Origin of the sequence: Bradyrhizobium sp. RDM12, assembly GCF_051917485.1 — a bacterium.
Taxonomy (GTDB): Bacteria; Pseudomonadota; Alphaproteobacteria; order Rhizobiales; family Xanthobacteraceae; genus Bradyrhizobium.
In genome coordinates, this window is sequence record NZ_CM133064.1 from 7,202,129 (window position 1) to 7,224,444 (window position 22,316).

The 22,316-nt window shown below is 63.9% G+C and carries 15 protein-coding genes and 5 pseudogenes; 3 read left to right on the forward strand and 17 right to left on the reverse strand.

What is annotated here, in order from left to right; genetic code table 11:
- Window positions 1–40 precede the first annotated feature (40 nt).
- The 7 genes and pseudogenes from ACTGJ9_RS35155 to glpD form a co-directional block, all read right to left on the reverse strand.
- The gene (locus ACTGJ9_RS35155; RefSeq protein WP_456674781.1) at window positions 41–1,819 is read right to left on the reverse strand and encodes an ABC transporter substrate-binding protein; all 1,779 of its coding nucleotides are present in this window, start codon (window positions 1,817–1,819) and stop codon (window positions 41–43) included.
- Window positions 1,820–1,894: 75 nt separating this feature from the next.
- Entirely contained in the window at window positions 1,895–2,224 is a 330-nt protein-coding gene (locus ACTGJ9_RS35160; RefSeq protein WP_456674782.1) for a DUF2160 domain-containing protein, read from the reverse strand.
- Window positions 2,225–2,233: 9 nt separating this feature from the next.
- Entirely contained in the window at window positions 2,234–3,040 is an 807-nt protein-coding gene (locus ACTGJ9_RS35165) for a carbohydrate ABC transporter permease (RefSeq protein WP_456674783.1), read from the reverse strand.
- The gene (locus ACTGJ9_RS35170) at window positions 3,040–3,942 is read right to left on the reverse strand and encodes a carbohydrate ABC transporter permease (protein ID WP_456674784.1); all 903 of its coding nucleotides are present in this window, start codon (window positions 3,940–3,942) and stop codon (window positions 3,040–3,042) included. The genes ACTGJ9_RS35165 and ACTGJ9_RS35170 overlap by 1 nt, the downstream gene beginning before the upstream one ends.
- Window positions 3,942–5,026, reverse strand: a pseudogene (locus ACTGJ9_RS35175) (ABC transporter ATP-binding protein). The gene ACTGJ9_RS35170 and the pseudogene ACTGJ9_RS35175 overlap by 1 nt, the downstream one beginning before the upstream one ends.
- A 12-nt stretch (window positions 5,027–5,038) precedes the next feature.
- Complete coding sequence (locus ACTGJ9_RS35180; RefSeq protein ID WP_456674785.1) at window positions 5,039–6,115, reverse strand: ABC transporter ATP-binding protein; 1,077 nt, start codon at window positions 6,113–6,115, stop codon at window positions 5,039–5,041.
- Complete coding sequence (glpD, locus tag ACTGJ9_RS35185; RefSeq protein WP_456674786.1) at window positions 6,112–7,653, reverse strand: glycerol-3-phosphate dehydrogenase; 1,542 nt, start codon at window positions 7,651–7,653, stop codon at window positions 6,112–6,114. The genes ACTGJ9_RS35180 and glpD overlap by 4 nt, the downstream gene beginning before the upstream one ends.
- A 302-nt stretch (window positions 7,654–7,955) precedes the next feature.
- Here glpD and ACTGJ9_RS35190 point away from each other — a divergent pair, with 302 nt between their 5' ends.
- On the forward strand, window positions 7,956–8,207 hold the full coding sequence (locus tag ACTGJ9_RS35190) for a type II toxin-antitoxin system Phd/YefM family antitoxin (protein WP_456674787.1): 252 nt from the start codon (window positions 7,956–7,958) through the stop codon (window positions 8,205–8,207).
- Window positions 8,207–8,622: pseudogene (locus tag ACTGJ9_RS35195) on the forward strand (PIN domain-containing protein). The gene ACTGJ9_RS35190 and the pseudogene ACTGJ9_RS35195 overlap by 1 nt, the downstream one beginning before the upstream one ends.
- A 4-nt stretch (window positions 8,623–8,626) precedes the next feature.
- On the opposite strand, the gene ACTGJ9_RS35200 reads toward ACTGJ9_RS35195, so the two are convergent.
- Both ACTGJ9_RS35200 and ACTGJ9_RS35205 read right to left on the reverse strand, forming a co-directional pair.
- Window positions 8,627–9,475: a DeoR/GlpR family DNA-binding transcription regulator gene (locus ACTGJ9_RS35200; RefSeq protein WP_456674788.1), complete on the reverse strand. Its 849-nt coding sequence runs from the start codon at window positions 9,473–9,475 to the stop codon at window positions 8,627–8,629.
- Between the two features lie 90 nt (window positions 9,476–9,565).
- On the reverse strand, window positions 9,566–10,240 hold the full coding sequence (locus ACTGJ9_RS35205) for an HAD family hydrolase (protein ID WP_456674789.1): 675 nt from the start codon (window positions 10,238–10,240) through the stop codon (window positions 9,566–9,568).
- 154 nt (window positions 10,241–10,394) lie between these two features.
- Between ACTGJ9_RS35205 and ACTGJ9_RS35210 the strand changes: the two genes are divergently transcribed.
- Entirely contained in the window at window positions 10,395–10,847 is a 453-nt protein-coding gene (locus tag ACTGJ9_RS35210; RefSeq protein WP_456674790.1) for a nuclear transport factor 2 family protein, read from the forward strand.
- Between the two features lie 115 nt (window positions 10,848–10,962).
- On the opposite strand, the gene ACTGJ9_RS35215 is transcribed toward ACTGJ9_RS35210, so the two are convergent.
- The 8 genes and pseudogenes from ACTGJ9_RS35215 to ACTGJ9_RS35250 form a co-directional block, all read right to left on the reverse strand.
- Window positions 10,963–11,154 carry a hypothetical protein gene (locus ACTGJ9_RS35215; protein ID WP_456674791.1) on the reverse strand — a complete coding sequence of 64 codons (192 nt, stop codon included), beginning with the start codon at window positions 11,152–11,154 and terminating at the stop codon, window positions 10,963–10,965.
- Between the two features lie 217 nt (window positions 11,155–11,371).
- A complete protein-coding gene (locus ACTGJ9_RS35220; RefSeq protein ID WP_456674792.1) occupies window positions 11,372–11,782 on the reverse strand; it encodes an acyl-CoA thioesterase in 411 nt (136 codons plus the stop codon).
- A gap of 22 nt (window positions 11,783–11,804) precedes the next feature.
- A pseudogene (locus ACTGJ9_RS35225) lies at window positions 11,805–13,900 on the reverse strand (3-hydroxyacyl-CoA dehydrogenase NAD-binding domain-containing protein).
- A gap of 2 nt (window positions 13,901–13,902) precedes the next feature.
- Entirely contained in the window at window positions 13,903–15,186 is a 1,284-nt protein-coding gene (locus tag ACTGJ9_RS35230) for an acetyl-CoA C-acetyltransferase (protein WP_456674793.1), read from the reverse strand.
- Window positions 15,186–17,452, reverse strand: a pseudogene (locus ACTGJ9_RS35235) (acyl-CoA dehydrogenase). Before ACTGJ9_RS35235 ends, ACTGJ9_RS35230 begins: the two are co-directional and overlap by 1 nt.
- 293 nt (window positions 17,453–17,745) lie before the next feature.
- Window positions 17,746–18,368, reverse strand: a pseudogene (locus tag ACTGJ9_RS35240) (flavin reductase family protein).
- A gap of 176 nt (window positions 18,369–18,544) precedes the next feature.
- Window positions 18,545–19,144, reverse strand: a complete 600-nt coding sequence (locus ACTGJ9_RS35245) for a TetR/AcrR family transcriptional regulator (RefSeq protein WP_456674794.1) — start codon at window positions 19,142–19,144, stop codon at window positions 18,545–18,547.
- Between the two features lie 33 nt (window positions 19,145–19,177).
- Window positions 19,178–22,315 carry an efflux RND transporter permease subunit gene (locus tag ACTGJ9_RS35250; protein WP_456674795.1) on the reverse strand — a complete coding sequence of 1,046 codons (3,138 nt, stop codon included), beginning with the start codon at window positions 22,313–22,315 and terminating at the stop codon, window positions 19,178–19,180.
- Between the last annotated feature and the right edge of the window lies 1 nt (window position 22,316).

Genomic DNA, 22,316 nt, shown 5'->3' on the forward strand with positions numbered 1-22,316 from the left:
GGGTGGCCGGGACGAACCCGGCCATCATGACGTCCGCGAATTACTTCGCTTCAGCACGCTTCGGCGGAGAGGCCGGCCACGACTTGATCAGCGTGTCGTAATCGACGGTTTCGCCCTTCGGCTTTTCGTTCGCCAGCTTGCGCTGGGGCGCGATGTTGCCGTCCTTGGCCGACTTCGCGAACCAGTACTCAGCCGTCTCCTTCTTGTTGAGCTTCGGTCCGCAAGCGCCTTGCACGCCGGATTTCTCCAGACGCTCCATCACCGAGTCCTGGGCAGCAGCAAGCGAGTCCATCGCAGCCTGCGGCGTCTTCGCACCGGACGACGCATCGCCGATGTTCTGCCACCACAATTGCGCAAGCTTCGGGTAGTCAGGCACGTTGTTGCCGGTCGGGGTCCACTGCACGCGCGCGGGCGAGCGGTAGAACTCGATCAGGCCGCCGAGCTTCGGCGCACGTTCGGTGAACGACTTGTCCCAGATGTCGGATTCACGGATGAAGGTGAGACCGACATGGCTCTTCTTCGCGCTCACCGTCTTGGAGACGATGAACTGGAGATAGAGCCAGGCTGCCTTGCGGCGATCGACCGGGGTCGACTTCAGAAGCGTTGCCGAACCCACGTCCTGATAACCGAGCTTCATGCCTTCCTTCCAGTAGGAGCCGTGCGGCGACGGAGCCATGCGCCATTTCGGCGTACCGTCCGCATTCATCACCGGCAGACCGGGTTTCACCATGTCGGCGGTGAAAGCGGTGTACCAGAAGATCTGCTGGGCGATATTGCCTTGCGACGGCACCGGACCGGATTCGGAGAAGGTCATGCCTTGCGCCTGCGGCGGGGCATACTTCTTCATCCAGTCGAGATACTTGACGATCGAATAGACCGCCGCCGGGCCGTTGACGTCGCCGCCACGTTCCACTGACGAGCCGACCGGCCGGCAGCCCTCCATGCGGATGCCCCATTCGTCGACCGGCAGGCCGTTCGGTAGACCCTTGTCGCCGTTACCGGCCATCGACAACCAGGCGTCGGTGAAACGCCAGCCGAGCGAAGGGTCCTTCTTGCCGTAATCCATGTGCCCATAAACACGGACGCCGTTGATTTCCTTCACATCGTTGGTGAAGAACTCGGCGATGTCTTCATAGGCCGACCAGTTCACGGGAACGCCGAGATCGTAGCCATATTTGGCCTTGAACTTGGCCTTGTAGTCCGGGTTGGTGAACCAGTCGTAGCGGAACCAATAGAGGTTCGCGAACTGCTGGTCGGGCAGCTGATAGAGGTGACCGTTCGGCGCCGTCGTGAACGACTTGCCGATGAAGTCGTTGATGTCGAGCATCGGATCGGTGACGTCCTTGGCGTCCTTGGCCATCCAGTCCGTCAGATCGACGGCTTGGCCGTAGCGGAAGTGCGTTCCGATGAAGTCGGAGTCGTTGATCCAGCCGTCATAGACATTCTTGCCGGACTGCATCTGGGTCTGGATCTTCTCGACGACGTCACCTTCCTGGATGATGTCGTGCTTGACCTTGATGCCGGTGATTTCCTCGAACGCCTTGGCGAGCGTGCGGGATTCGTACTCGTGGGTCGTCAGCGTCTCGGAGACGACGTTGATCTCCATGCCCTTGAAGGGTTCAGCGGCCTTGATGAACCACTGCATTTCCTTCATCTGGTCGTCTTTCGACAGGGTCGACGGCTGGAATTCGCTGTCGATCCACTTCTTGGCAGCGGCTTCGTCCGCGCGCGCCGGCGCGGCAATCGTCATCGAAGCCGCGATCAGCGCCACCGCGCTGGTCATGGTCAGAAGACTGTCCTTGGTCGTCAAGTGTCGCATCTAATTTCCTCCGGTTGCAGCGACAAACTAAATCCAGGCCCGGGTAGACCCCGGATCTGCTCTTTCTCGCCTGCCTCAGACGGTGCGAAAAATCACCGCGCCTGAAACAAGCGAAATCACGGTTGCGAGCCACAGGCTCGATATCTCAATTCCCTCTCCTCCGACCGGAATCGTCGCGATCGGATCGGTGCCGACGAGGCCAATCCACAACAGGTGGATGACGGCGGCCATGATCAGCGAAATGAACAGGCGGTCGCCGCGCGTGGTCGGGATGCGCAGGATCCCGACGCGCTCGGCCTCGGGATAGGCAGCAGCGAGCCAGGTCATGACGGCCAGCGTGCACGCGAGCGCCGCAAAGAAGATTGCGGTCGGCAGCGTCCAGGCCATCCATGCAATGGAGTCCATGAAAACCTCCTACACCCGGCCGAGCGCGAAGCCGCGCGCGATGTAGTTGCGGACGAACCAGATCACGAGTGCTCCCGGAATGATGGTGAGCACGCCGGCAGCCGCCAGCAAGCCCCAGTCCATGCCGGCCGCCGACACCGTGCGCGTCATCACGGCGGCGATCGGCTTGGCGTTGACCGAGGTCAGCGTACGCGCGAGCAAGAGCTCGACCCAGGAGAACATGAAGCAAAAGAACGCCGCGACACCGATGCCGCTCGCGATCAGCGGCACGAGGATCCTGATGAAGAAGCGCGGGAAGGAATAGCCATCGAGGAAGGCGGTCTCGTCGATCTCGCGCGGCACGCCGGAGACGAAGCCCTCGAGGATCCACACCGCCAGCGGCACGTTGAAGATGCAATGCGCGAGCGCCACCGCCCAGGGCGTATCGAACAGGCCGATCGCCGAATAGAGGTTGAAGAACGGCAGCGCATAGACCGCCGCCGGCGCCATCCGGTTCGACAGCAGCCAGAAGAACAGATGCTTGTCGCCGAGGAAACGGTAGCGCGAGAACGCGTAGGCCGCCGGCAGCGCCACCGAGATCGAGATAATGGTATTGATAACGACGTATTCCAGCGAATTGACATAGCCGGAATACCAGCTCTCGTCGGTGAAGATACGCCTGTAGTGCTGAAGCGTCGGGGCGTGCGGCCACAGCGTCATCGTCGAGATGATCTCGCCGTTGGTCTTGAAGCTCATGTTGACGAGCCAGTAGATCGGCAACAGCAGGAAGATCAGGAACAGCCCCATGATGAAACGGCGGCCGGGGATCGAGTGCATCACGCGGCTCCTTCCTGGGGTTTCCGTTCGTTGCCGGCATTTGTCATGACGGTGTAGAAGATCCAGCAGACGATCAGGATGATCAGATTGTAGACCAGCGAGAGCGCGGCAGCCTTGCCGAGGTCGAACTGGCCGAGCGCGATCTTGACGAGTTCGATCGAGACGAAAGTGGTCGAGTTACCGGGCCCGCCGCCGGTGACGACGAACGGCTCGGTGTAGATCATGAAGCTGTCCATGAAGCGCAGCAGCACCGCGATCAGCAGCACGCGGTTCATCTTCGGCAACTGGATCGCCTTGAACACGGCCCAGCGCGAGGCGCCGTCGATCTGGGCGGCCTGGTAATAGGCCTCCGGGATCGACTTCAGGCCGGCATAGCAGAGCAGCGCGACGAGGCTGGTCCAGTGCCAGACGTCCATCACGATGACCGTGACCCAGGCGTCGATGTCGTTGGACACGTAATTATAGTCGATGCCGATGGCATTCAGCACGTAGCCGAGCAAGCCGATGTCGGGACGGCCAAAGATCTGCCAGATCGTGCCGACGACGTTCCACGGAATCAGCAGCGGCAGCGCGAGGGTCACGAGGCAGGCCGCGACCGTCCACCCCTGGCGCGGCATCGACAGCGCCACCACGATACCGAGCGGCACCTCGATAGCGAGGATGACCAGCGAGAAGAACAGATTGCGGCCGAGCGAAGCCAGGAAGCGACCGCCGAGATCGGTCGAGGGATCGAGCAATTCCTTGAACCAGCCGACGCCGTTCCAGAAGAACTGGTTGTTGCCGAAGGTGTCCTGCATCGAATAATTCACCACCGTCATCAACGGCAGCACCGCCGAGAAGGCGACGACCAGGAAGACCGGCAGCACCAGGAACCAGGCTTTTTGGTTGACGGTCTTGTCCATCAGGCGGCTCCTTCCACCAGAAGGCTGTCGGCATAGACGTGGATGTGCGCCGGATCGAGTTTCAGCCCGGCCGTGCCGTCGGAGCTGGTGAAGCCCGCAGGCGCCCGCGCCGCGAGCTTGGCGTCGCCGAGACGCGCGCGCGCAAAGCGGATGCGGCCGAGATCGTCGATGCGCTCGATCTTCGCGGTGAGCAGGCCGGGTGTCGGCGCGACGACGTCGACGAATTCCGGACGCACGCCGATCTCGATCTTGGCGTTTGCCGGCAGATTGTCGTAAGCGCGGTTGAGCGCGATGACGTGGCCGCCGACCTTGGCCTCGCGTCCTTCACTTCGGCCGGCAGGATGTTCATGCCGGGCGAGCCGATGAAATAACCGACAAAGGTGTGGGCCGGCTTGTCGAACAGCTCGGCCGGCGTGCCACTCTGCACCACGCGCCCGTCATGCATGACCACGACGGTGTCGGCAAAGGTCAGCGCTTCGGTCTGGTCGTGGGTAACGTAGATCATCGTGAGGTCGAGCTCGCGATGCAGCGCCTTCAGCTTGGAGCGGAGCTGCCATTTCAACTCGGGATCGATCACCGTCAGCGGCTCGTCGAACAGCACGGCGGCGACGTCGGAGCGGACAAGGCCGCGGCCAAGCGAAATCTTCTGCTTGGCGTCGGCGGTGAGCCGCGTCGCCTTGCGGTTCAGATAGGGCTCGAGGTCGAGCAGGCGGCCGATCTCGGCGACGCGCTTGTCGATCTCGGCCTTCGGCACGCCGCGGTTCTTCAGCGGAAACGCCAGGTTCTGCCCCACCGTCATGGTGTCGTAGATCACCGGAAACTGGAACACCTGGGCGATGTTGCGCTTCTGGGTTGACAGGGGTGTGATGTCCCGGCCGTCGAACAGGATTTTCCCCCTCGACGGCGTGATGATGCCGGAGATGACGTTGAGCAGCGTGGTCTTGCCGCAGCCGGACGGGCCGAGCAGCGCATAAGCGCCACCCTGCCGCCAGGTCATGGTCACCGGCTTCAGCGCAAAGCTTTCCTGCGGCGCATCATTGCCGCCGTAGGAATGAGCGAGATCGACGAGGTCAATGCGAGCCATGGCGCACCTCCCTCACGAGCTCGGCGCAGCGACCAGACGGTCGGCCGCGTCGAACACGAAGACATCGTTGGGATCGAGCACGGCATCGATGGTCTGGCCGGGCTCGAACTCGTGCACGCCGTGCAGCACCGCAACCCAGTTCGATCCGTCACGGGTCAAATGCACGAAACTCTCCGAACCGGTGATCTCGGTCACCGTCACCGTGGCATGGAAGGCATGGCGGTCAGTCTCGCCATTGGCGAGTGCAAGCTGGTGCGCGCGAAAACCGACACGATAGGCACCGTCGGCGAGAGAGGAATAAAGACCAGACGCCGGCGCGGCGATGCCTCCCGCATATTGTACGGAACCGTTCTTCTTCTCGATGCCAACGAGATTGAGCGGCGGATCGGAAAACACCTGCGCGACGCGTAGCGTCTGCGGACGGCGGTAGACCCCGGGCGTTTCGCCGATCTGGAGCGCCCGGCCCTCCCACATGCAGACCGTGTTGCCGCCGAGCAGCAAGGCCTCGGTCGGTTCGGTGGTGGCATAGACGAAGATCGCGCCGGAGGCCTCGAAGATGCGCGGCAGCTCGGTGCGCAGCTCCTCGCGCAGCTTGTAGTCGAGATTGGCGAGCGGCTCGTCGAGCAGCACGAGATCGGCGCCCTTGACCAGCGCGCGGGCCATGGCGGTGCGCTGCTGCTGGCCGCCGGAGAGCTGGAGCGGCGTTCGCTCCAGGAACGGTTCGAGCCGGAGCAGCCGGGCGGCTTCCGCCACGCGCGTCTCGATCTCCTGGCGCGGCTTGCCCTGCACGCGCAAGGGCGAGGCAATGTTTTCATAGACCGTGAGCGAGGGGTAATTGATGAACTGCTGATAGACCATCGCGACCGAACGCTGGCGCACGTCGACGCCCGTGACGTCCTTGCCGTTGACCAGCAATTTGCCCGTGCTCGGCTTGTCGAGGCCGGCGAGCAGCCGCATGATCGACGTCTTGCCGGACAGCGTCGGCCCGAGCAGCACGTTGAGCGTGCCACTCTCCAGCGTCAGCGAGACGTCGCGGATGTGCTCGATGCCATCGACGGTCCGGGTCACGTGATCGAGTGTCACGCTCATGAGCGTCCTCCTGCTTCCAGCAGAGGACTTTGCGATACAATGTGGGTCCTGATCCAGTCGTCCAGGGCGGCAATTTCGTCGGCAGATAGCCGCAGTCCGAGCTTGGAGCGGCGCCAGACGATATCCTCGGCGGTCACCGCCCATTCGTTGGTCATCAGGTAGCGAACCTCACGTTCGCTCAGAGTTGCGCCAAAGGCCTGGCCGAGATCCGCGGCCGATCTGGCGTCGCCGAGCAATTTGATGGCGCGGGTGCCATAAGCGCGCGCGAGACGTCGCGCATGCTCATGGCTCAGGAAGGGATAGCCGCGCTGGAGCTCGCCGATCAGGCCCTCGACGGCCGACACATCCATGTCGCCGCCCGGCAGCGGCCATTTGCCGGTCCAGCCTTCGCGCGCTTTCGCACTGCGAAGATAGGGCGCGAGCCGTTCCAGCGCCTCTTCGGCGAGGCGGCGATAGGTCGTGATCTTGCCGCCGTAGATCGACAGCAGCGGCGAACCGCCGGGCGTGTCGAGCTCGAACACGTAATCGCGGGTCGCCGCCTTGGCCTCGCTGGCGCCGTCGTCATAAAGCGGCCGTACGCCGGAATAGGTCCAGACCACGTCCTCTGATGTCACCGGCTTGGCGAGATACTCGCTGGCAGCAGCACAGAGATATTGGATCTCTTCCGCTGTCGCCTTCACCTTGGAGGGATCGCCGTCATAGTCGCGGTCGGTGGTGCCGATCAGCGTAAAATCGTCCTGATAGGGAATGACGAAGATGATCCGGCCGTCGGCGTTCTGGAACATGTAGGCGCGGTCGTGGTCATAGAGCTTCTTCACCACGATGTGCGAGCCCTGCACCAGGCGCACCTTTGCTTTCGCGTCGACGCCGGCGCCGCGGCCGAGCACGTCCTCGACCCAGGGGCCGCCGGCATTGACCAGCGCGCGGGCCTGAACCTGCGAGCGCGCGCCGGTCAGCGTGTCGACCATGCCGACGGTCCAGACGCCGTCGGACTGCTTGATATCCGTCGCACGGGTGCGGGTGCAGATCTCGGCGCCCTTGTCGGCGGCGTCGCGCGCATTGAGCACGACGAGGCGGGCATCATCGACGAAGCAGTCGGAATATTCGAACGCGCGACTATAGCGATTCGGGATCAGCGGGCGGCCGACCTCGTCGCGCCGGAGATCGACCGAGCGGGTCGCCGGCAGCAGATGACGACCGCCGATGTGATCATAGAGAAACAGGCCAAGGCGCAGCAGCCAGGCCGGGCGCAGGCCCGCGTGGTGCGGCAGGACGAAACGCAAGGGACGGATGATGTGGGGCGCGATGCCCCAGAGAATCTCGCGCTCGATCAGCGCTTCACGGACCAGCCGGAACTCGTAATATTCGAGATAGCGCAGGCCGCCATGGACCAGCTTGGTCGACCAGGACGACGTCCCGCTGGCCAGATCGCTCATTTCGCACAGGAAAACAGTGTTTCCCCGGCCCACGGCATCGCGCGCGATGCCGCAACCGTTAACACCGCCTCCGATGATGGCGAGGTCGAAAATTCGCTCCAACAGACGCTTCCCCCGGCGACCACTCGTTCCGTCGAGTGGCTACTTTCGTTTTTGATTAGATCATACCGAAAAACGAAAGCAAGATGAAAGAGGGGCCAAGCGAAGCGAAAGTGGAACTTTTTCCTCGCCAGAATGGGGAAGAGATCGGCAGGCTAACAGGGGGGATTTCAGCGCGATCGGCGTGATTGGACGGCATGCCGACAGGACCGCCCCAACTCACGCACCAGCAACCTTGAATGTAGAAACATATCTACATATACTTTGCCTGCATATGACGCCGCCCGCAGCGAGGAGGGCTGACAATGGTGACCACTCTCACCAGCCGAGAATTCAATCAGGACACCAGCGGCGCGAAAAAAGCTGCATCGCAAGGACCAGTCTTCATTACGGATCGCGGCCGCCCGGCCCATGTGCTGCTGACGATCGAAGATTATTTGCGTCTCAGCGGCGGACACATGAGCCTTGCCGAAGCTCTGGCGCAAGCAAGCGCGGACTTTGAATTCGACCCGCCTCGCGTGTCCGGCGGGGTCTTCAAGCCCGCCGATCTCGATTGATGTTTCTGCTGGACACCAATGTCATTTCCGAACTCAGACGACCGGAAAAAGCCGATCGCAATGTCGTCGCTTGGGCCAATGCAGTTCCGGCGACGAATTTCTTCATGTCCGTCATCTCGATTCTCGAGATTGAACTTGGCGCGCGTCTGATCGAGCGCAAGGACGCTGCGCAAGGTGCCATCTTGCAAACGTGGATCAACACTCAAATTCTGGTTCGCTTCGAAGGGCGGATCCTGGTGATCGATACGGCCGTAGCGCAGCGCTGTGCCCAACTTCAGGTTCCCAATCCGCGGGCTGAACGCGACGCTCTCATCGCAGCAACCGCGCTTGTTCACGGCCTGACGGTCGTGACGCGCAATGTGGGGATTTCGAACCTACGGGCGTTGCGCTGCTCAACCCGTGGGACGGCGCATAGCGTCCTATCGCAGCCGCACCACAGGTGCCGCTTCAGGCGCGGCGTCCTGCGCTTCGGCCTGAGCATCATCGATATCCGCCGCTCCTTTCGGCATCGCCGCCACCACCTCGATGCCCTTGCTGTGGCAGAGGGTGGAGAGGCGATCCGGCAGTTCCTGGTCGGTGACGAAGGTCTGGATTTGGCTGATATGGGCGATGCGGACCGGCGCGCTGCGGCGAAGCTTTGTGGAATCAGCCACCAGCATGACGCTGCGGGCGTTGGCGATGATGGCTTGCGCCACCTGCACCTCGCGATAGTCGAAGTCGAGCAGCGCGCCCTCCTCGTCGATCGCGGACGCGCCGATGATGGCGTAGTCGACCTTGAACTGGCCGATCAGCTGCGTTGCGGTCGAGCCGACCACCGCGCCGTCGGCCCGCCGCACCGTGCCGCCGGCGACCACCACCTCGATGCGGGGATGGCGGTAGAGCAGCATGGCGACGTTGAGGTTGTTGGTGATGACGAGCAGGTCCTCGTGCGAGGTCAGCGCGCTCGCGACCTCCTCCGTGGTGGTGCCGATGTTGATGAAGAGCGAGCAACCGTTCGGGATCAGCGAGGCGGCGGCCGCGCCGATCGCCTTCTTCTCGTCGGCGGCAACGAAGCGGCGCGCCTCGTAAGCGAGATTCTCGACGCCCGAGGCGATGATTGCGCCGCCGTGGACACGGGTCAGCGAACGGCGCTCGCAGAGGTCGTTGAGGTCCTTGCGGATGGTCTGCGCCGAGACTTCGAACCGGCGTGCCAGCTCCTCGACCATGACGCGGCCGGAGGCGCGGGCGATATTGAGGATTTCGGCTTGGCGATGGGTCAATCCGGTCACGGCAATGGCCTCAAATCAGAACGATGCATGGTGCGGCGGTTCGCGCGCGCGGTCAATGCGCGCGCCGATCACGGTTAATGGATGAAGTCCTCACCACGCCATTGCAGCTGCGAGCCGCCCGAGCAACTCGGGATCGTCAAAGGCGCTCGCGGAGGCAACCGCGCCGGCGCCAACAAGGTCAGCGTCGCTGAGGCTGGTCCGGATGCCGATGGTGGGAATGCCGGCCGCGGTCGCCGACTGCACGCCGGAGCGGGAATCCTCGAAGGCGATCGAGGCAGCCGCGCTGGCGCCGACGAAGCGCAGCCCCTCCTGATAGGGCAGCGGATGCGGCTTGCCGTGCGGCAGCTCGTCGCCGATCACCAGCGCCTTGAACCGCTGCCTAATGCCAAGGCCCGACAACAGCAGCTCGGCATTGAGACGCGGCGCGTTGGTGACGGCCACCATCGGGATGCCGGCGGCATCCGCGCGGTCGAGCAGCCCCATCAGGCCCGGCAGTGGCTCGATCTGCCCTGCGACCAGCGTGCGGAACACTTCTTCCTTTTCACCGAGGATCGCTGCGCGCCGCTCCAAGGTTTCATCGGGCAGAAAACGCTCACCGATCGACACGTTGGCGAAGCCTTGCAACTCCTTTGAGAAACGCGCGTGGTCGAAAACATGACCGCGAGGACCGAGCACCTGGTTGAACGCCTTCAGGTGCAGCGGGTCGGTGTTGGCAAGCGTACCGTCGATATCGAACAGCAATGCCCTGCCGAGAGTCTCGATCATGTCCGTACCTTCCCGAATGCGCGCCGCATCAATGCCGAACACGTATCAATAGAGCCTCGCGCGCGCAATGACGCATGCGCATGACCATCGCGCGCCACTCGACAAAGCCGCGTGCGGCTGCAACACTCCACGCAAGATCAAAAAGGAGGAAACGATGACGATCAATCGACGCGATCTGGCTCTCTCGACTCTCGCTGTCTCCGCGCTTGCGCTCTCGACACCGGCGCTCGCTGCTTCGGCGGACGAAGAAGCCGTAGCGAAGCAGGTCGAGGCCTTCCGCCTCGCCCAGATCGCGGCCGACCCCAAGGCGCTCGCCGCGCTATGTTGGGACGATCTGAGCTACAGCCATTCCAGCGGCAAAGTCGAGGACAAGGCGACCTTCATCACCAACGCCACCGACGGCAAATCGAAATTCCTGTCGATTGCCTATCAGGACCCGACCATCAAGGTCGTCGGCCCCGCCGCGATCGTGCGCTTCCACTGGGTCGCGGAACAGGAAATGGCGGCCGATGGGAAAAAAGTGCCGACCAACCTTCACATCCTGATGAACTGGCTGAAGCAGGGTGACGAGTGGAAGCTCTTGTCGCGCGCTGCGACGAAGTTGTGACCAACGCGGTCATTCCGGGACGCGCCGAAGGGCGCGGGCCGGAATCCATCGATCGACTTGTGCTCAGGCGAAATGGATTCCGGGCTCGCGCTTTGCCCGACCCGGAATGACGAGGCTACGCCGCTTCCTTCACATCGCCGTTGACCAACTTGCGCGCAGCGCGCTCGGCTTCGCGCGCGTTGCGGAAGAGCTGGCCTTCGAGGCGATTGAACTGGTGGGACGAGGCGAAGAAGCAGTAGCCTCCGGCGCCGCGAACGACGATGCCCGCGGTCTGAGAATTAACTTCGATGATGTAGCTGTCCGGCATGGCCCGTGGATTCCTCAGTGCGGGCAAATAACGACGATTTTGTCCAAAGGTTCCAAGGGCAAATCGGCCGTTTCCACCCAGATCGACGCGCTCTTGAGTACGCCGGGACCTCATCCGTTTTATGACTGGTTGTTGGCAAAGCCGCGGCACGCTCGCCCGCCTGCGCCACGTTTCACGGTGCTGCAAGTTTTGTGATGGGACAAGGCGCCGCGCGAAATTATGTCGCGATCGACGACGCGTCTCGCTGGATCGCTTGCGGATGACCGTTATCGTCGATCGAAACATAGGTGAAATTGCCGTCGGTGACGAGGATCGGCTGCAGCTCGCGCCGCCGGAGCGCCCAGGCTTCGAGATGGACGGTGAGCGAGGTGCGGCCGACGCGCACGAGGTTGGCGTAGACCGAGACGAGATCGCCGACATAGACAGCTTTTCGAAAATTCATGGCCTCGATCGCGACCGTCACGGTGCGCGACTTCGCGAGCTTCGACGCAAACACGCCACCGCCGACATCCATCTGGCTGAGCAGCCAGCCACCGAAGATGTCGCCATTGGCATTGGTGTCGGCGGGCATCGCCAGCGTGCGGATGCAGAGATCGCCGCTCGGCTCGGTAGTCCCCTGTTCGCTCATGCTTCTCTCGCGTGACATCTGCTCACTTGAAATTGTCCCAGCCAGGATCGGGTGCGAAGCGTTCGCCGAATCGTTCGGCCAGCGCGCGCATGGTGGATACGACATTCTCCACGCCGCGTGCACGCGCATAGTTCAGTGGCCCGCCGCGGAACGGCGCGTAGCCGGTGCCGAAGATCATGGCGCCGTCGACCGCATCGGCATCGTCGACGATGCCTTCACGCAGGCACGCAACGCAGACGTTCGACATTGGCAGCACCAAGCGGTCGATCATCTGGTCGGTCACGCGCGGACCGGTCTCGGGCAATGGCGTCTTCTCTGCCTTGCCGTCCTTCCAGGTATAAAAGCCCTTGCCGGTCTTGCGGCCGAACTCACCCTTGGCGACCTTGTCGCGCAGCCAGGCCGGCGTCGGCGGCAGGAGATCGCCGAACCTGGTGCGCAGCATGTCGCCGACATCGAGACAGATGTCGAGGCCGACCTGGTCGGCCAGCTCGATCGGCCCCATCGGCATGCCGAACTGTTCTGCGGCAGCATCGATCAGGCGCTGGTCGATCTTCTCGTCCAGCATCACCATGGCTTCCAGCATGTAGGGCGTCAGCGCGCGGTTGACGAGGAAGCCCGGCGAGCTCTTCACCGAGAGCGGCAGGCGGTCGATCGTGCCGACGAAGGCGAGCGCTTCCTTCAGCACTTGCGCGTCATTGCCGTCATGGCTGACGACTTCGACGAGCTGCAGCCGCGACACCGGATTGAAGAAGTGCAGGCCGACGAGCCGCTCCGGCCGGGCCAGCGTCGTGCGGAGGTCTTGAAGCGGAATGCTCGACGTGTTGGTGGCGAGAATCGCGCCCGGCTTCATCTTCGGCTCGAGGCCGGCATAGACCTTCTGCTTGAGCTCGAGCTTTTCCGGCACCGCCTCGATGATGAGATCGGCATTGCGAACGCCCTCCCCATCCATATCGGGGATCAGGCGATCGAGGGCATCGCGCACCTCGGTCGGCTTGCGGATGATCTTGCCGTAGAGATCGGCAGCGCGCTTGACCGCAGCCGCAATCGGCTCGGCTTTCATGTCGGCGAGCGAGACGCGGAGCCCCTGCCCTGCACACCAGGCCGCGATATCGCCGCCCATGGCGCCGGCGCCGATGACGTGGACGTGCTTGACCGCGTTGCCGGAGCCGGTGGCCTTCTTCATCTGCTCGCGCAGGAAGAAGACGCGGATCAGATTCTGCGCGGTCGGCGTCACCATCAGTTTGGCGAAGGACGCTTGCTCGGCCTTCAGCATCGCGGACTTGCTGCCGCCATGGGTTTCCCAGAGATCAATCAGCGCATAGGGCGCTGGATAGTGCTCGCGGGGCGCGGCCTTTGCCGCCTCGAACGCATGCGCCTGGCGAGCAGCCCGCGCACGGGACCGATATTGGCCGCGCGGGTGAGCAGGCCAGGCCTGGCTCGCTTCAGGCGGCCGAACAGCACGTCCTTGACGGCATTGCGGACGTGGCGCTCCTGCGTCACGGTGTCGACGAGGCCGAGCGATTTGGCGCGACGTGCATCGATGGTGCGGCCGGTCAGCATCAGCGCCATCGACTGGGTCGGATTGACCAGCGCGGTGAAGCGCGCGGTGCCGCCGAGACCGGGATGCAGGCCGAGCATCACCTCCGGGAAGCCGAAGCGCGCGCCTTCGATGGCGATTCGCGATTGGCAGGCCAGCGCGACCTCGAGCCCACCGCCGAGGCAGAAGCCGTGGATGACCGCGACCGTCGGCAGCTTGAGCGCTTCCAGATGATCGACCACCGCATGCGCGGCGCGGATGCGGGTTTCCACCATCGCGGGATCGGTAGCGCCACGGAATTCGTTGACGTCAGCGCCCGCGATGAAGCCGGACCGTTTTGCGGAGCGGATCACGAGGCCCGCGGGCCGTTCGGTCTCGATCGCCGCGAGCACGGCATCGAACTCCTCCATCACGTCGGCCGATAGCGTGTTGGCGCTGGCGTCGGCGCGATCGAACAGCAGCCAGGCGACGCCGTCGGCATCGCGCGTCAGCTTGAAGTTGTTGTACGGACTGGCAACCGCGGGCTGAGGCCCGAGCGAGAGCACGCGGTCGCCGAGCGCGGTCATGATCTTGGAATCCATGGTCACATCGCCTCGATCAGCATGGCGCCGCCGAGTCCGCCGCCGATGCACTCAGTGGCCACACCACGTCGCGTGCCCAGCCGCTTCATCGCGTTGACGAGATGCAGCACGATACGGTTGCCGGAGGTGCCGACGGGATGACCGAGCGAAATCGCGCCGCCATCGACGTTGAGTTTTTCACGGTCGATCTCGCCGGCGGCACCGTCGAGGCCAAGAATCTCGCGGCAGAAGGTGTCGTCGTTCCAGGCGGCGAGGCAGCCGAGCACCTGCGTTGCAAAGGCTTCGTTCAGCTCCCAGGTCTCGACGTCCTGGAGTGTGAGGTTGTTGCGCTGGAGCAGCGGCGTGGCCGACATCACCGGACCAAGACCCATGACAGCAGGATCCAGCGCAGCCCAGTTGCTGTCGACGATCGCAGCCTTCGGCCTCAGTCCGTGCTTTGCGACGGCCGCATCGGAGGCGAGGATCACCCAGGAGGCGCCGTCGGTGATCTGCGAGGAATTGCCGGCCGTGACCTGTCCCCAGGGACGTTCGAATACCGGCCTGAGTTTTGCCAGCGTCTCGGTCGTGGAGTCCGGTCGCACGCCGTCATCATGATCGAAGAATTTTCCGTCGCGGGAGAAGGCGGTCTCGACCTCGCCCTTCAGAAAGCCCTCGGCCTGTGCGTGCGCAAGGCGTCGATGGCTCTCGGCCGCATAGGCATCCGACTGGGCGCGGGTGATGCCGAAGAGATGGCCGACGACTTCGGCGGTCTGCCCCATGTTCAGGTCGGTGATGGGATCGGTCAGCCCACGTTCCAGCCCGATGATCGGCTTGAGATAGCGTGGACGCAGCTTGAACGCTGCGGCGAGCTTCGCGGCCACGCCCTTGGCACTGGCAAGACCGGCGAACCAGCGCACACCGGAATTCGGCCAGACCAGCGGCGCGTGACTGAGCGCCTCGGTGCCGCCGGCCAGGATCATGTCGGCATGGCCTTCGCGGATGTAGCGGTAGGCGGTGTCGATCGACTGCATGCCGGAGCCGCAATTGATCTGCACAGTGAAGGCGACCATGTCCTCACCCATGCCGAGCCGGAGCGCTGCGACGCGGGCCGGGTTCATCTCGTCGGCGATCACGTTGACGCAGCCGAGGATGACCTGATCGAAGTCGGTTGGCGAGAACGGCTGGCGTGCCAGCAGCGGCCGACCGCATTGCACGGCAAGATCGACCGGCGTGAACGGGCCCGGCCCCGAGCGCGCCTTCAGAAACGGCGTCCGGCTGCCGTCGACGATGAATACCGGTCGTGCCATCAGCTCGCCGCCCTCTGTTCACCGAGTTCCTGGAAGAACTGATGCACGTCACCGGTTTTCTTGTAAATCGGCGACAGCGCCTCCGGCGCAAAATCGTCGACCTCGATGACTTTTGTGACGGCTTCATGAGCAGCCGCGAGCTGCTCGCCTTCGGCCTGCGTGATCACGCCCCTGGCGACGGCGTCCTTGGCGTCGCGGATATGCGCAGCGCGCATGCGCTTGGCGATGGCATCGCTGCTCGTGACCAGCTTGAACGCGCGCTCCAGCCGAGCAAAGCCGCTGTCGTCGTCGACATGGGCGAGATCCGGCGTGAGACGCTCCCGCGCGGCCGACGGCTCCAGCACGAGGCTCGCGCATTGGTGCACGACGCGGTCGGACGGGCCGAGCACGCGGGCACCGAAGGGCTGGACGATGAGCTTGAGAATCACCGCAACGAAGCGGTTCGGCAGGTTGGCGAGGATCTCGGCGAACCGGTTCTCGATCGTCCGGAAGCCCGTCGCCATGCACCATTCCAGCGCGGCAAAGTCTTCCTTCTGCCGGCCCTCGTCCTGCCAGCGCTTGAGCGCGGCCGAGAGCAGGTACAGCTCGGAGAGGATATCGCCGAAGCGCGCCGACAGCATCTCCTTGCGCTTGAGCGCGCCGCCGAGCGTCAGCAGCGCCATATCGGCGCAGAGCGCGAACGCCGCGGAGTAGCGCGAAAGCTGGCGATAGAACGGCGTGGCGTCGCCTGCATCAGGCGCAAGCGCAAAGGCGCCAAAGGTCCAGCTTCGGCCGAAGGCGCGGAACAGCGTCTGAAAGCTATGCCCGACATGCTTCCAGAACGCCTTGTCGAAGGCGCCGAGACCGCGTTCGCGATCGGGGTCGGCGAGCGCATTCATCTCGTCGAGCAGATAGGGATGGGCGCGGATTGCGCCCTGCCCGAACACGATGAGATTGCGGGTGAGGATGTTGGCGCCCTCGACCGTGATGCCCACGGGCACGGCGCGGTGGAGATTGCCGAGATAGTTTTGCGGACCGTCGATCACGGCCTTGCCGCCGTGGATGTCCATGGCGTCGTCGACTGCGGTGCGCATCCGCTCGGTCGCATGCAGCTTCATGATGCCGGAGATCACGGCGGGATGAACGCCGGCGTTGAGCGCGGCGCAGGTCAGCCGCCGCGCCGCATCGAGCTGATAGGCGGTGGCGACGATGCGCGCCAGCGGCTCCTCGACGCCTTCAAACTTCGAAATGGAGATGCCAAACTGCTCGCGGATGCGGGCATAGGCGCCGGTGGTGCGCGCCGCGTAGGCCGCGCCCGCAGCGGAGAGCGACGGCAGCGAGATGCCGCGGCCGGCGGCGAGTGCCGTCATCAGCATCTTCCAGCCCTGCCCCAGCCGCTCCTGGCCGCCGATGACATACTCGAGCGGGATGAAGACGTCGCGGCCCCGGTTCGGGCCATTCTGGAACACCTGCATCGATGGCAGATGGCGATGGCCGATCTCGACGCCAGGCAGATTGGTCGGGATCAGCGCGACGGTGATGCCGAGTTCTTCCTGATCGCCGACGAGATGGTCGGGATCGTAGGCCTTGAAGGCGAGACCCAGCAGCGTCGCGACGGGACCAAGCGTGATGTAGCGCTTGTGCCAGTTCAGCCTGAGGCCCGTGACCTCGCAGCCCTCGAAGTTGCCCTTGCAGATGATGCCGGTGTCGACCATCGAGGCGGCATCGGATCCAGCCTCCGGGCTGGTGAGACCGAAGCAGGGAATGTCGCGGCCGTCGGCCAAGCGCGGCAGCCAGCGCTCCTGCTGCTCTTTAGTGCCGAAGCGCATCAGCAACTCGCCAGGGCCGAGCGAGTTCGGCACCATCACGGTGACGGCGGCGGCGATCGAGCGGGTCGAAATCTTGCGAACCACTTCCGAGTGGGCATAGGGCGAGAAGCCGAGGCCACCAAACTCCTTCGGGATGATCATGCCGAAGAATTTCTCGCGCTTGATGAAGGCCCACGCCTCCTGAGGCAGGTCACGCCATTCCCAAAGATCTTCCACTCGTCGAGCATGGCGCAGAGTTCGTCGACCGGACCGTTGAGGAAAGCCCGCTCCTCGTTCGTCAGCGTTGCCTGCGGAATCCTCAGCAGCTTGGACCAGTCGGGATTGCCGGTGAAGAGATCGGCGTCCCACCAGACGTCACCGGCCTCCAGCGCTTCGCGCTCGGTGTCGGACATCGCCGGCAGCACGCCGCGCGCCCAGGAGAAGATCGGCTTTGTCAGCGTGTCGCGGCGGAAGCTCATGGCGGACCTCTTGCGTCGGCGTGGGTATCGGCATTTTAGCGGAAAGTGGCCGGCGGAAGTGAACACTTCGCCTGCAAAATGATGCGAATTGACGCGGCCGGGCGGCCGCCCCGGGGACCATAACGGCGGGGGTGTCGGGGCGGTTCCGGGGTCGCAGGCTTCGTCCGCCCCTCACCGTCATTCCGGGGCACGCGACGCGTGAACCCGCAAATCCATGTATCCGCGGGCGCATGGATTCGGGCTCGCGCCTGACGGCGCGCCCCGGAATGACGTGTGGAGAGAGCGGGGTTAGATCAATCCGGCCGGACCATCTCGAACATGTTTTCCGGCTTGATCTCGAAATAGTCGCCGCGGCGGCCGGCGCGCACAATGGGGCGGGCGGCGGCGGTCTGGTAGACGCCGTCCTTGATCATGGCCTTGTCGATGTGGACGGCGACGACCTCGCCCAGCGTCAGCCAGGCGTCGGCCTCCTTGCCGTCGGCACCCTTGAGGCGGACGATGTCGGACACCTTGCACTCGAAGGCGACCGGGCTCTCAGCCACGCGCGGCACGTTGACGAGCTTGCCCGGCTCGGCGGCGAGACCGGCGATCTCGAACTCGTCGACCTCAGGCGCAACATGCGCGGCCGTCGCGTTCATGTGCTTCGCGAGATCCATCGTCGCGAGATTCCAGACGAACTCGCCGGTCTGCTGGATGTTCTCGACCGAGTCCTTCCAGTTGGTGGAGGAGAAGCCGATGATCGGCGGCACGTAGCAGAAGGCGTTGAAAAGCTGTAGGGCGCCAGATTGACGTGGCCCTTGCTGTCGCGCGAGGAGATCCAGCCGATCGGCCGGGGCGCGATGATGGCGTTGAAGGGATCATGCTTGAGGCCGTGGCCCTTGGCGGGCTCGTAGAAGTACAGGTCTTTGTCGGTCACGCGCTGCTTCTCCTGATCGTCGTTGCGAGCGCAGCGAAGCAATCCGGAATCCCTTCGCAGGACGCAGACTGGATCGCTTCGCTGCGCTCGCAACGACGGAGATTATTGATCCGTCCTTGCCCGTCATCGTCTCGCGAGGGCCGCAGATCTACTTATAGGAGAGATTCCAGGGCCCGTCAGTGGCGCGGCGACAGACCCGCGATGACGAAATCGATCATCTGATCGATGCTCGGGCCCGGCTTGGTGGCGCACTGGGCTATCATCTGGGGGTGGAAGAACCGCATCATGGCGGTGCAGGCACACAGCGAGGCCAGTTGCAGGTCAGGCGCGTCGAACTCACCGGTGGCGGCGCCCTGGGCGATCATCTGGCCGATGACCCTGGCAATGCACTCCATATGGGTGACGCAGACGTCCCAGTCCTCCTGCATGGCGATCTCGACCATCTCATGCAGCTTGGAATCCCCGACATAGCGCTCGGTGTTCATGCGGTTGATGGTGGTGAGCAGTTCGCGGAAGCGTTCGGGCACCGGACCGGGCCTCGCCACGATCCGCTGCGCCTCCAACTCGACCTCACCCATCAAGCTCCGCGCCACCGCCTGGTGAATCGCCTTCTTCGATTCGAAGAAGCGATAGACGTTGGCAGGGCTCATCCGGAGCTCTTTGGCAATGTCCCCGACCGTGGTCTTCTGGTAGCCGATGACGCGGAACAAACGCTCAGCCACCTCGAGAATACGATCCCGGGTGTCGCCTTCGATATGTTCCGCAACCAGTGTCATGTGTCAGGACTCGTCCGTCAGTAGTCTTCTCATTTATTCAGCCGCTTCAGCAAGCGGAATTGCGTCTTGGTCATCGCTCCCATGCTGCGGCGCGGCAGGCTGCTCGGGGGTACCTGCCTCGTCGAGGCTCTTGCGGAACCACAGGGCGTAGAGGCCCGGCAGATACAGCAGCGTCAGGAAGGTCGCGACGAACAGGCCGCCCATGATCGTAATCGCCATCGGGCCCCAGAAGGCCGAGCGCGACAGCGGGATCATGGCGAGGATGGCGGCGAGCGCCGTCAGCACCACCGGGCGGGCGCGGCGGACGGTTGCTTCCACGATCGCCTCCCGCCGGGTCAGCCCGTGCGAGACATCGGTCTCGATCTGGTCGACCAGGATCACCGCGTTGCGCATGATCATGCCGGCAAGCGCGATCAGGCCGAGCAGCGCCACGAAGCCGAACGGCGCGTTGGCGACGTTGAGCCCCAACGAGGCGCCGACGATGCCGAGTGGTGCGGTCAAAAACACCAGGATCAGGCGCGAGAAGCTCTGCAGCTGGATCATCAACAGCGTCAGCATCACCATGACCATCAGCGGGAAGAGGATGAAGATCGAGGCATTGCCCTTGGCGGACTCCTCGAACGCCCCGCCCGGCTCGATCCGGTAGGCCGGCTCGAGCTGGTCCTTGATGGCTTCCAGTTTCGGCGCGATCTGCCCGGTGACGTCGGGCGCCTGCACGCCGTCAACGACGTCGGAGCGCACGGTGATCGCCATGTCGCGGTTGCGCCGCCACAGGATCGGCTCCTCGTGAGCATATTCGATCTTGGCGATCTGCTGCAGCGGTACGGCGACGCCATTGCGCGAGGTGATGGTGAGATCGCCGACACGGCCGAGGTCGAGACGCTCGGACGGGATCGCTCGCGCAACCACGCCGACCTTCTCAATGCCGTCACGCACGGTCGTCACCTGCGCGCCGGAGATCAGCATGGACAGCGCCTGCGAGACGTCCTGCGGGGTCAGGCCCATGGCGCGGGCGCGATCCTGGTCGACCACGAGCTTGAGATAAGGCGACTGCTCGTTCCAGTCGAGCTGGACGTCCTTGACGTTCTTGTTCTCGCGCATGACGTCGCGGACCTGGTAGGCGATCTCGCGCACCTTGTTGGCGTCGGGACCGATTACGCGGAACTGGACGGGGAAACCGACCGGCGGACCGAAGTTGAAGCGGTCGACGCGCACGCGCGCTTCCGTCAGCATGCCGTCGGCGACCGCACCCTCGATCTTGTCCTTGACCCGCTCGCGCGCCTCGACGCCCTTGGCGACGATGACGATCTCGGCAAAGGCCTCGTTCGGCAGCTGCGGGTTGAGACCGAGCCAGAAGCGCGGCGAGCCCTGGCCGACATAGGACGTATAGGTCTCGATATCCTTGTCGTCCTTGAGCAGCGTCTCGGCCTTCTTGACCGCCTTCTCGGTGACGTTGAAGGCGGTGCCCTCGGGCAGGCGAAGCTGCAGGAACAGTTCAGGCCGCTCCGACAGCGGGAAGAACTGCTGCTGGACGTGGCCGAATCCGACGATAGACGCGATGAAGACACCGACGGTCGCGACCACCACGGTGATGCGGTGATTGACGCACCATTGCACGATGGCACGCAGGCCGCGGTACATGCGGGTCTCGTAGACCGCGTGCGGATCGTGATTGTGATGCACCTTGATGTTGGGCAGCAGCATGACGCCGATATAGGGCGTGAAGATCACCGCCACGAACCACGATGCGACCAGCGCGATCGCCACGATCCAGAAGATGCTGCCGGCATATTCGCCGACCGCGGAATTGGCAAAGCCGATCGGGAGGAAGCCAGCGGCCGTGACCAGCGTTCCCGTGAGCATCGGAAACGCAGTGGATTCCCAGGCAAAGGATGCTGCGCGCATGCGGTCCCAGCCCTGCTCCATCTTCACCACCATCATCTCGACCGCGATAATGGCGTCGTCGACGAGCAGGCCGAGCGCGATGATCAGCGCACCGAGCGTGATGCGATGCAGGTCGAGCGACATCGTGTTCATGACGATGAAGACGATGCCGAGCACCAGCGGCACCGACAGCGCGACCACGACGCCGGTGCGCCAGCCGAGCGCGAGAAACGACACGAACAGCACGATCACCAGCGCCTCCATGAAGGAGTGCACGAATTCGCTGACGGCGTGCTCGACCACCTTGGGCTGATCGGCGATGAGCTTGACGTCGACACCCTGCGGCACGGCCTTCATGAATTCGTCGGTTGCCTTCTCGACCTCCTTGCCGAGCTCGAGGATGTTGGCGCCCTTGGCGGTGACGACGCCGATGCCGATCGCCGGCTTGCCTTCCTGGCGCACGATGAAGCTCGGCGGATCGACATAGCCGTGGGTGACGGTGGCGATATCGCCCAAGCGGAAGACGCGGCCGTCGCTCTCGACCGAGGTCTCGGCCACGGCCTTGGCGCCGTCGAGCGCGCCGGTGACGCGCAGCGGCACGCGCTGCGACGAGGTTTCGACCGTGCCGGCTGGCGTCACGTTGTTCTGCTTGGCGAGCGAGTCGAACAACGCCTGCGGCGTGATGCCGAGCGTCGCGAGCTTCGCATGCGAGAATTCGACAAAGATGCGCTCGTCCTGGTTGCCGTAGACGTCGACCTTGGTCACGCCCGGCACCTTCAGGAGGCGCTGGCGGAATCCTTCGGAGATCTTCTTGAGCTTGGCATAATCGGCGCCGTCGCCGGTCATCATGTAGAGGATGGAATCGACGTCAGAGAACTCGTCATTCACGACGGGGCCCAGGATGCCCGAGGGCAGCTGGCCCTGCACGTCGACCAGCTTCTTGCGCAGCAGATAGAAGAGATAGGGCACGTCCTTCGGCGGCGTGGAGTCGCGGAAGGTGACCTGAAGCGCGGTGAAGCCGGGCTTGGAATAGGTCTGCACCTTCTCGAAATAAGGCAGCTCCTGGATCTTCTTCTCGATGGGGTCGGCGACCTGCGCCTGCATCTCCTGTGCGGTCGCGCCCGGCCACATCACGGAGACGTTGACCACCTTCACCGTGAAGAACGGATCCTCGGCGCGGCCGAGCTTCTGATAGGAGAAGAAGCCCGCGACGCCGAGCACCAGCATCAAGAACAGGACCAGGGTCGGATGGCTGACGGCCCAGGCCGAAAGGTTGAAGCGCTTCATC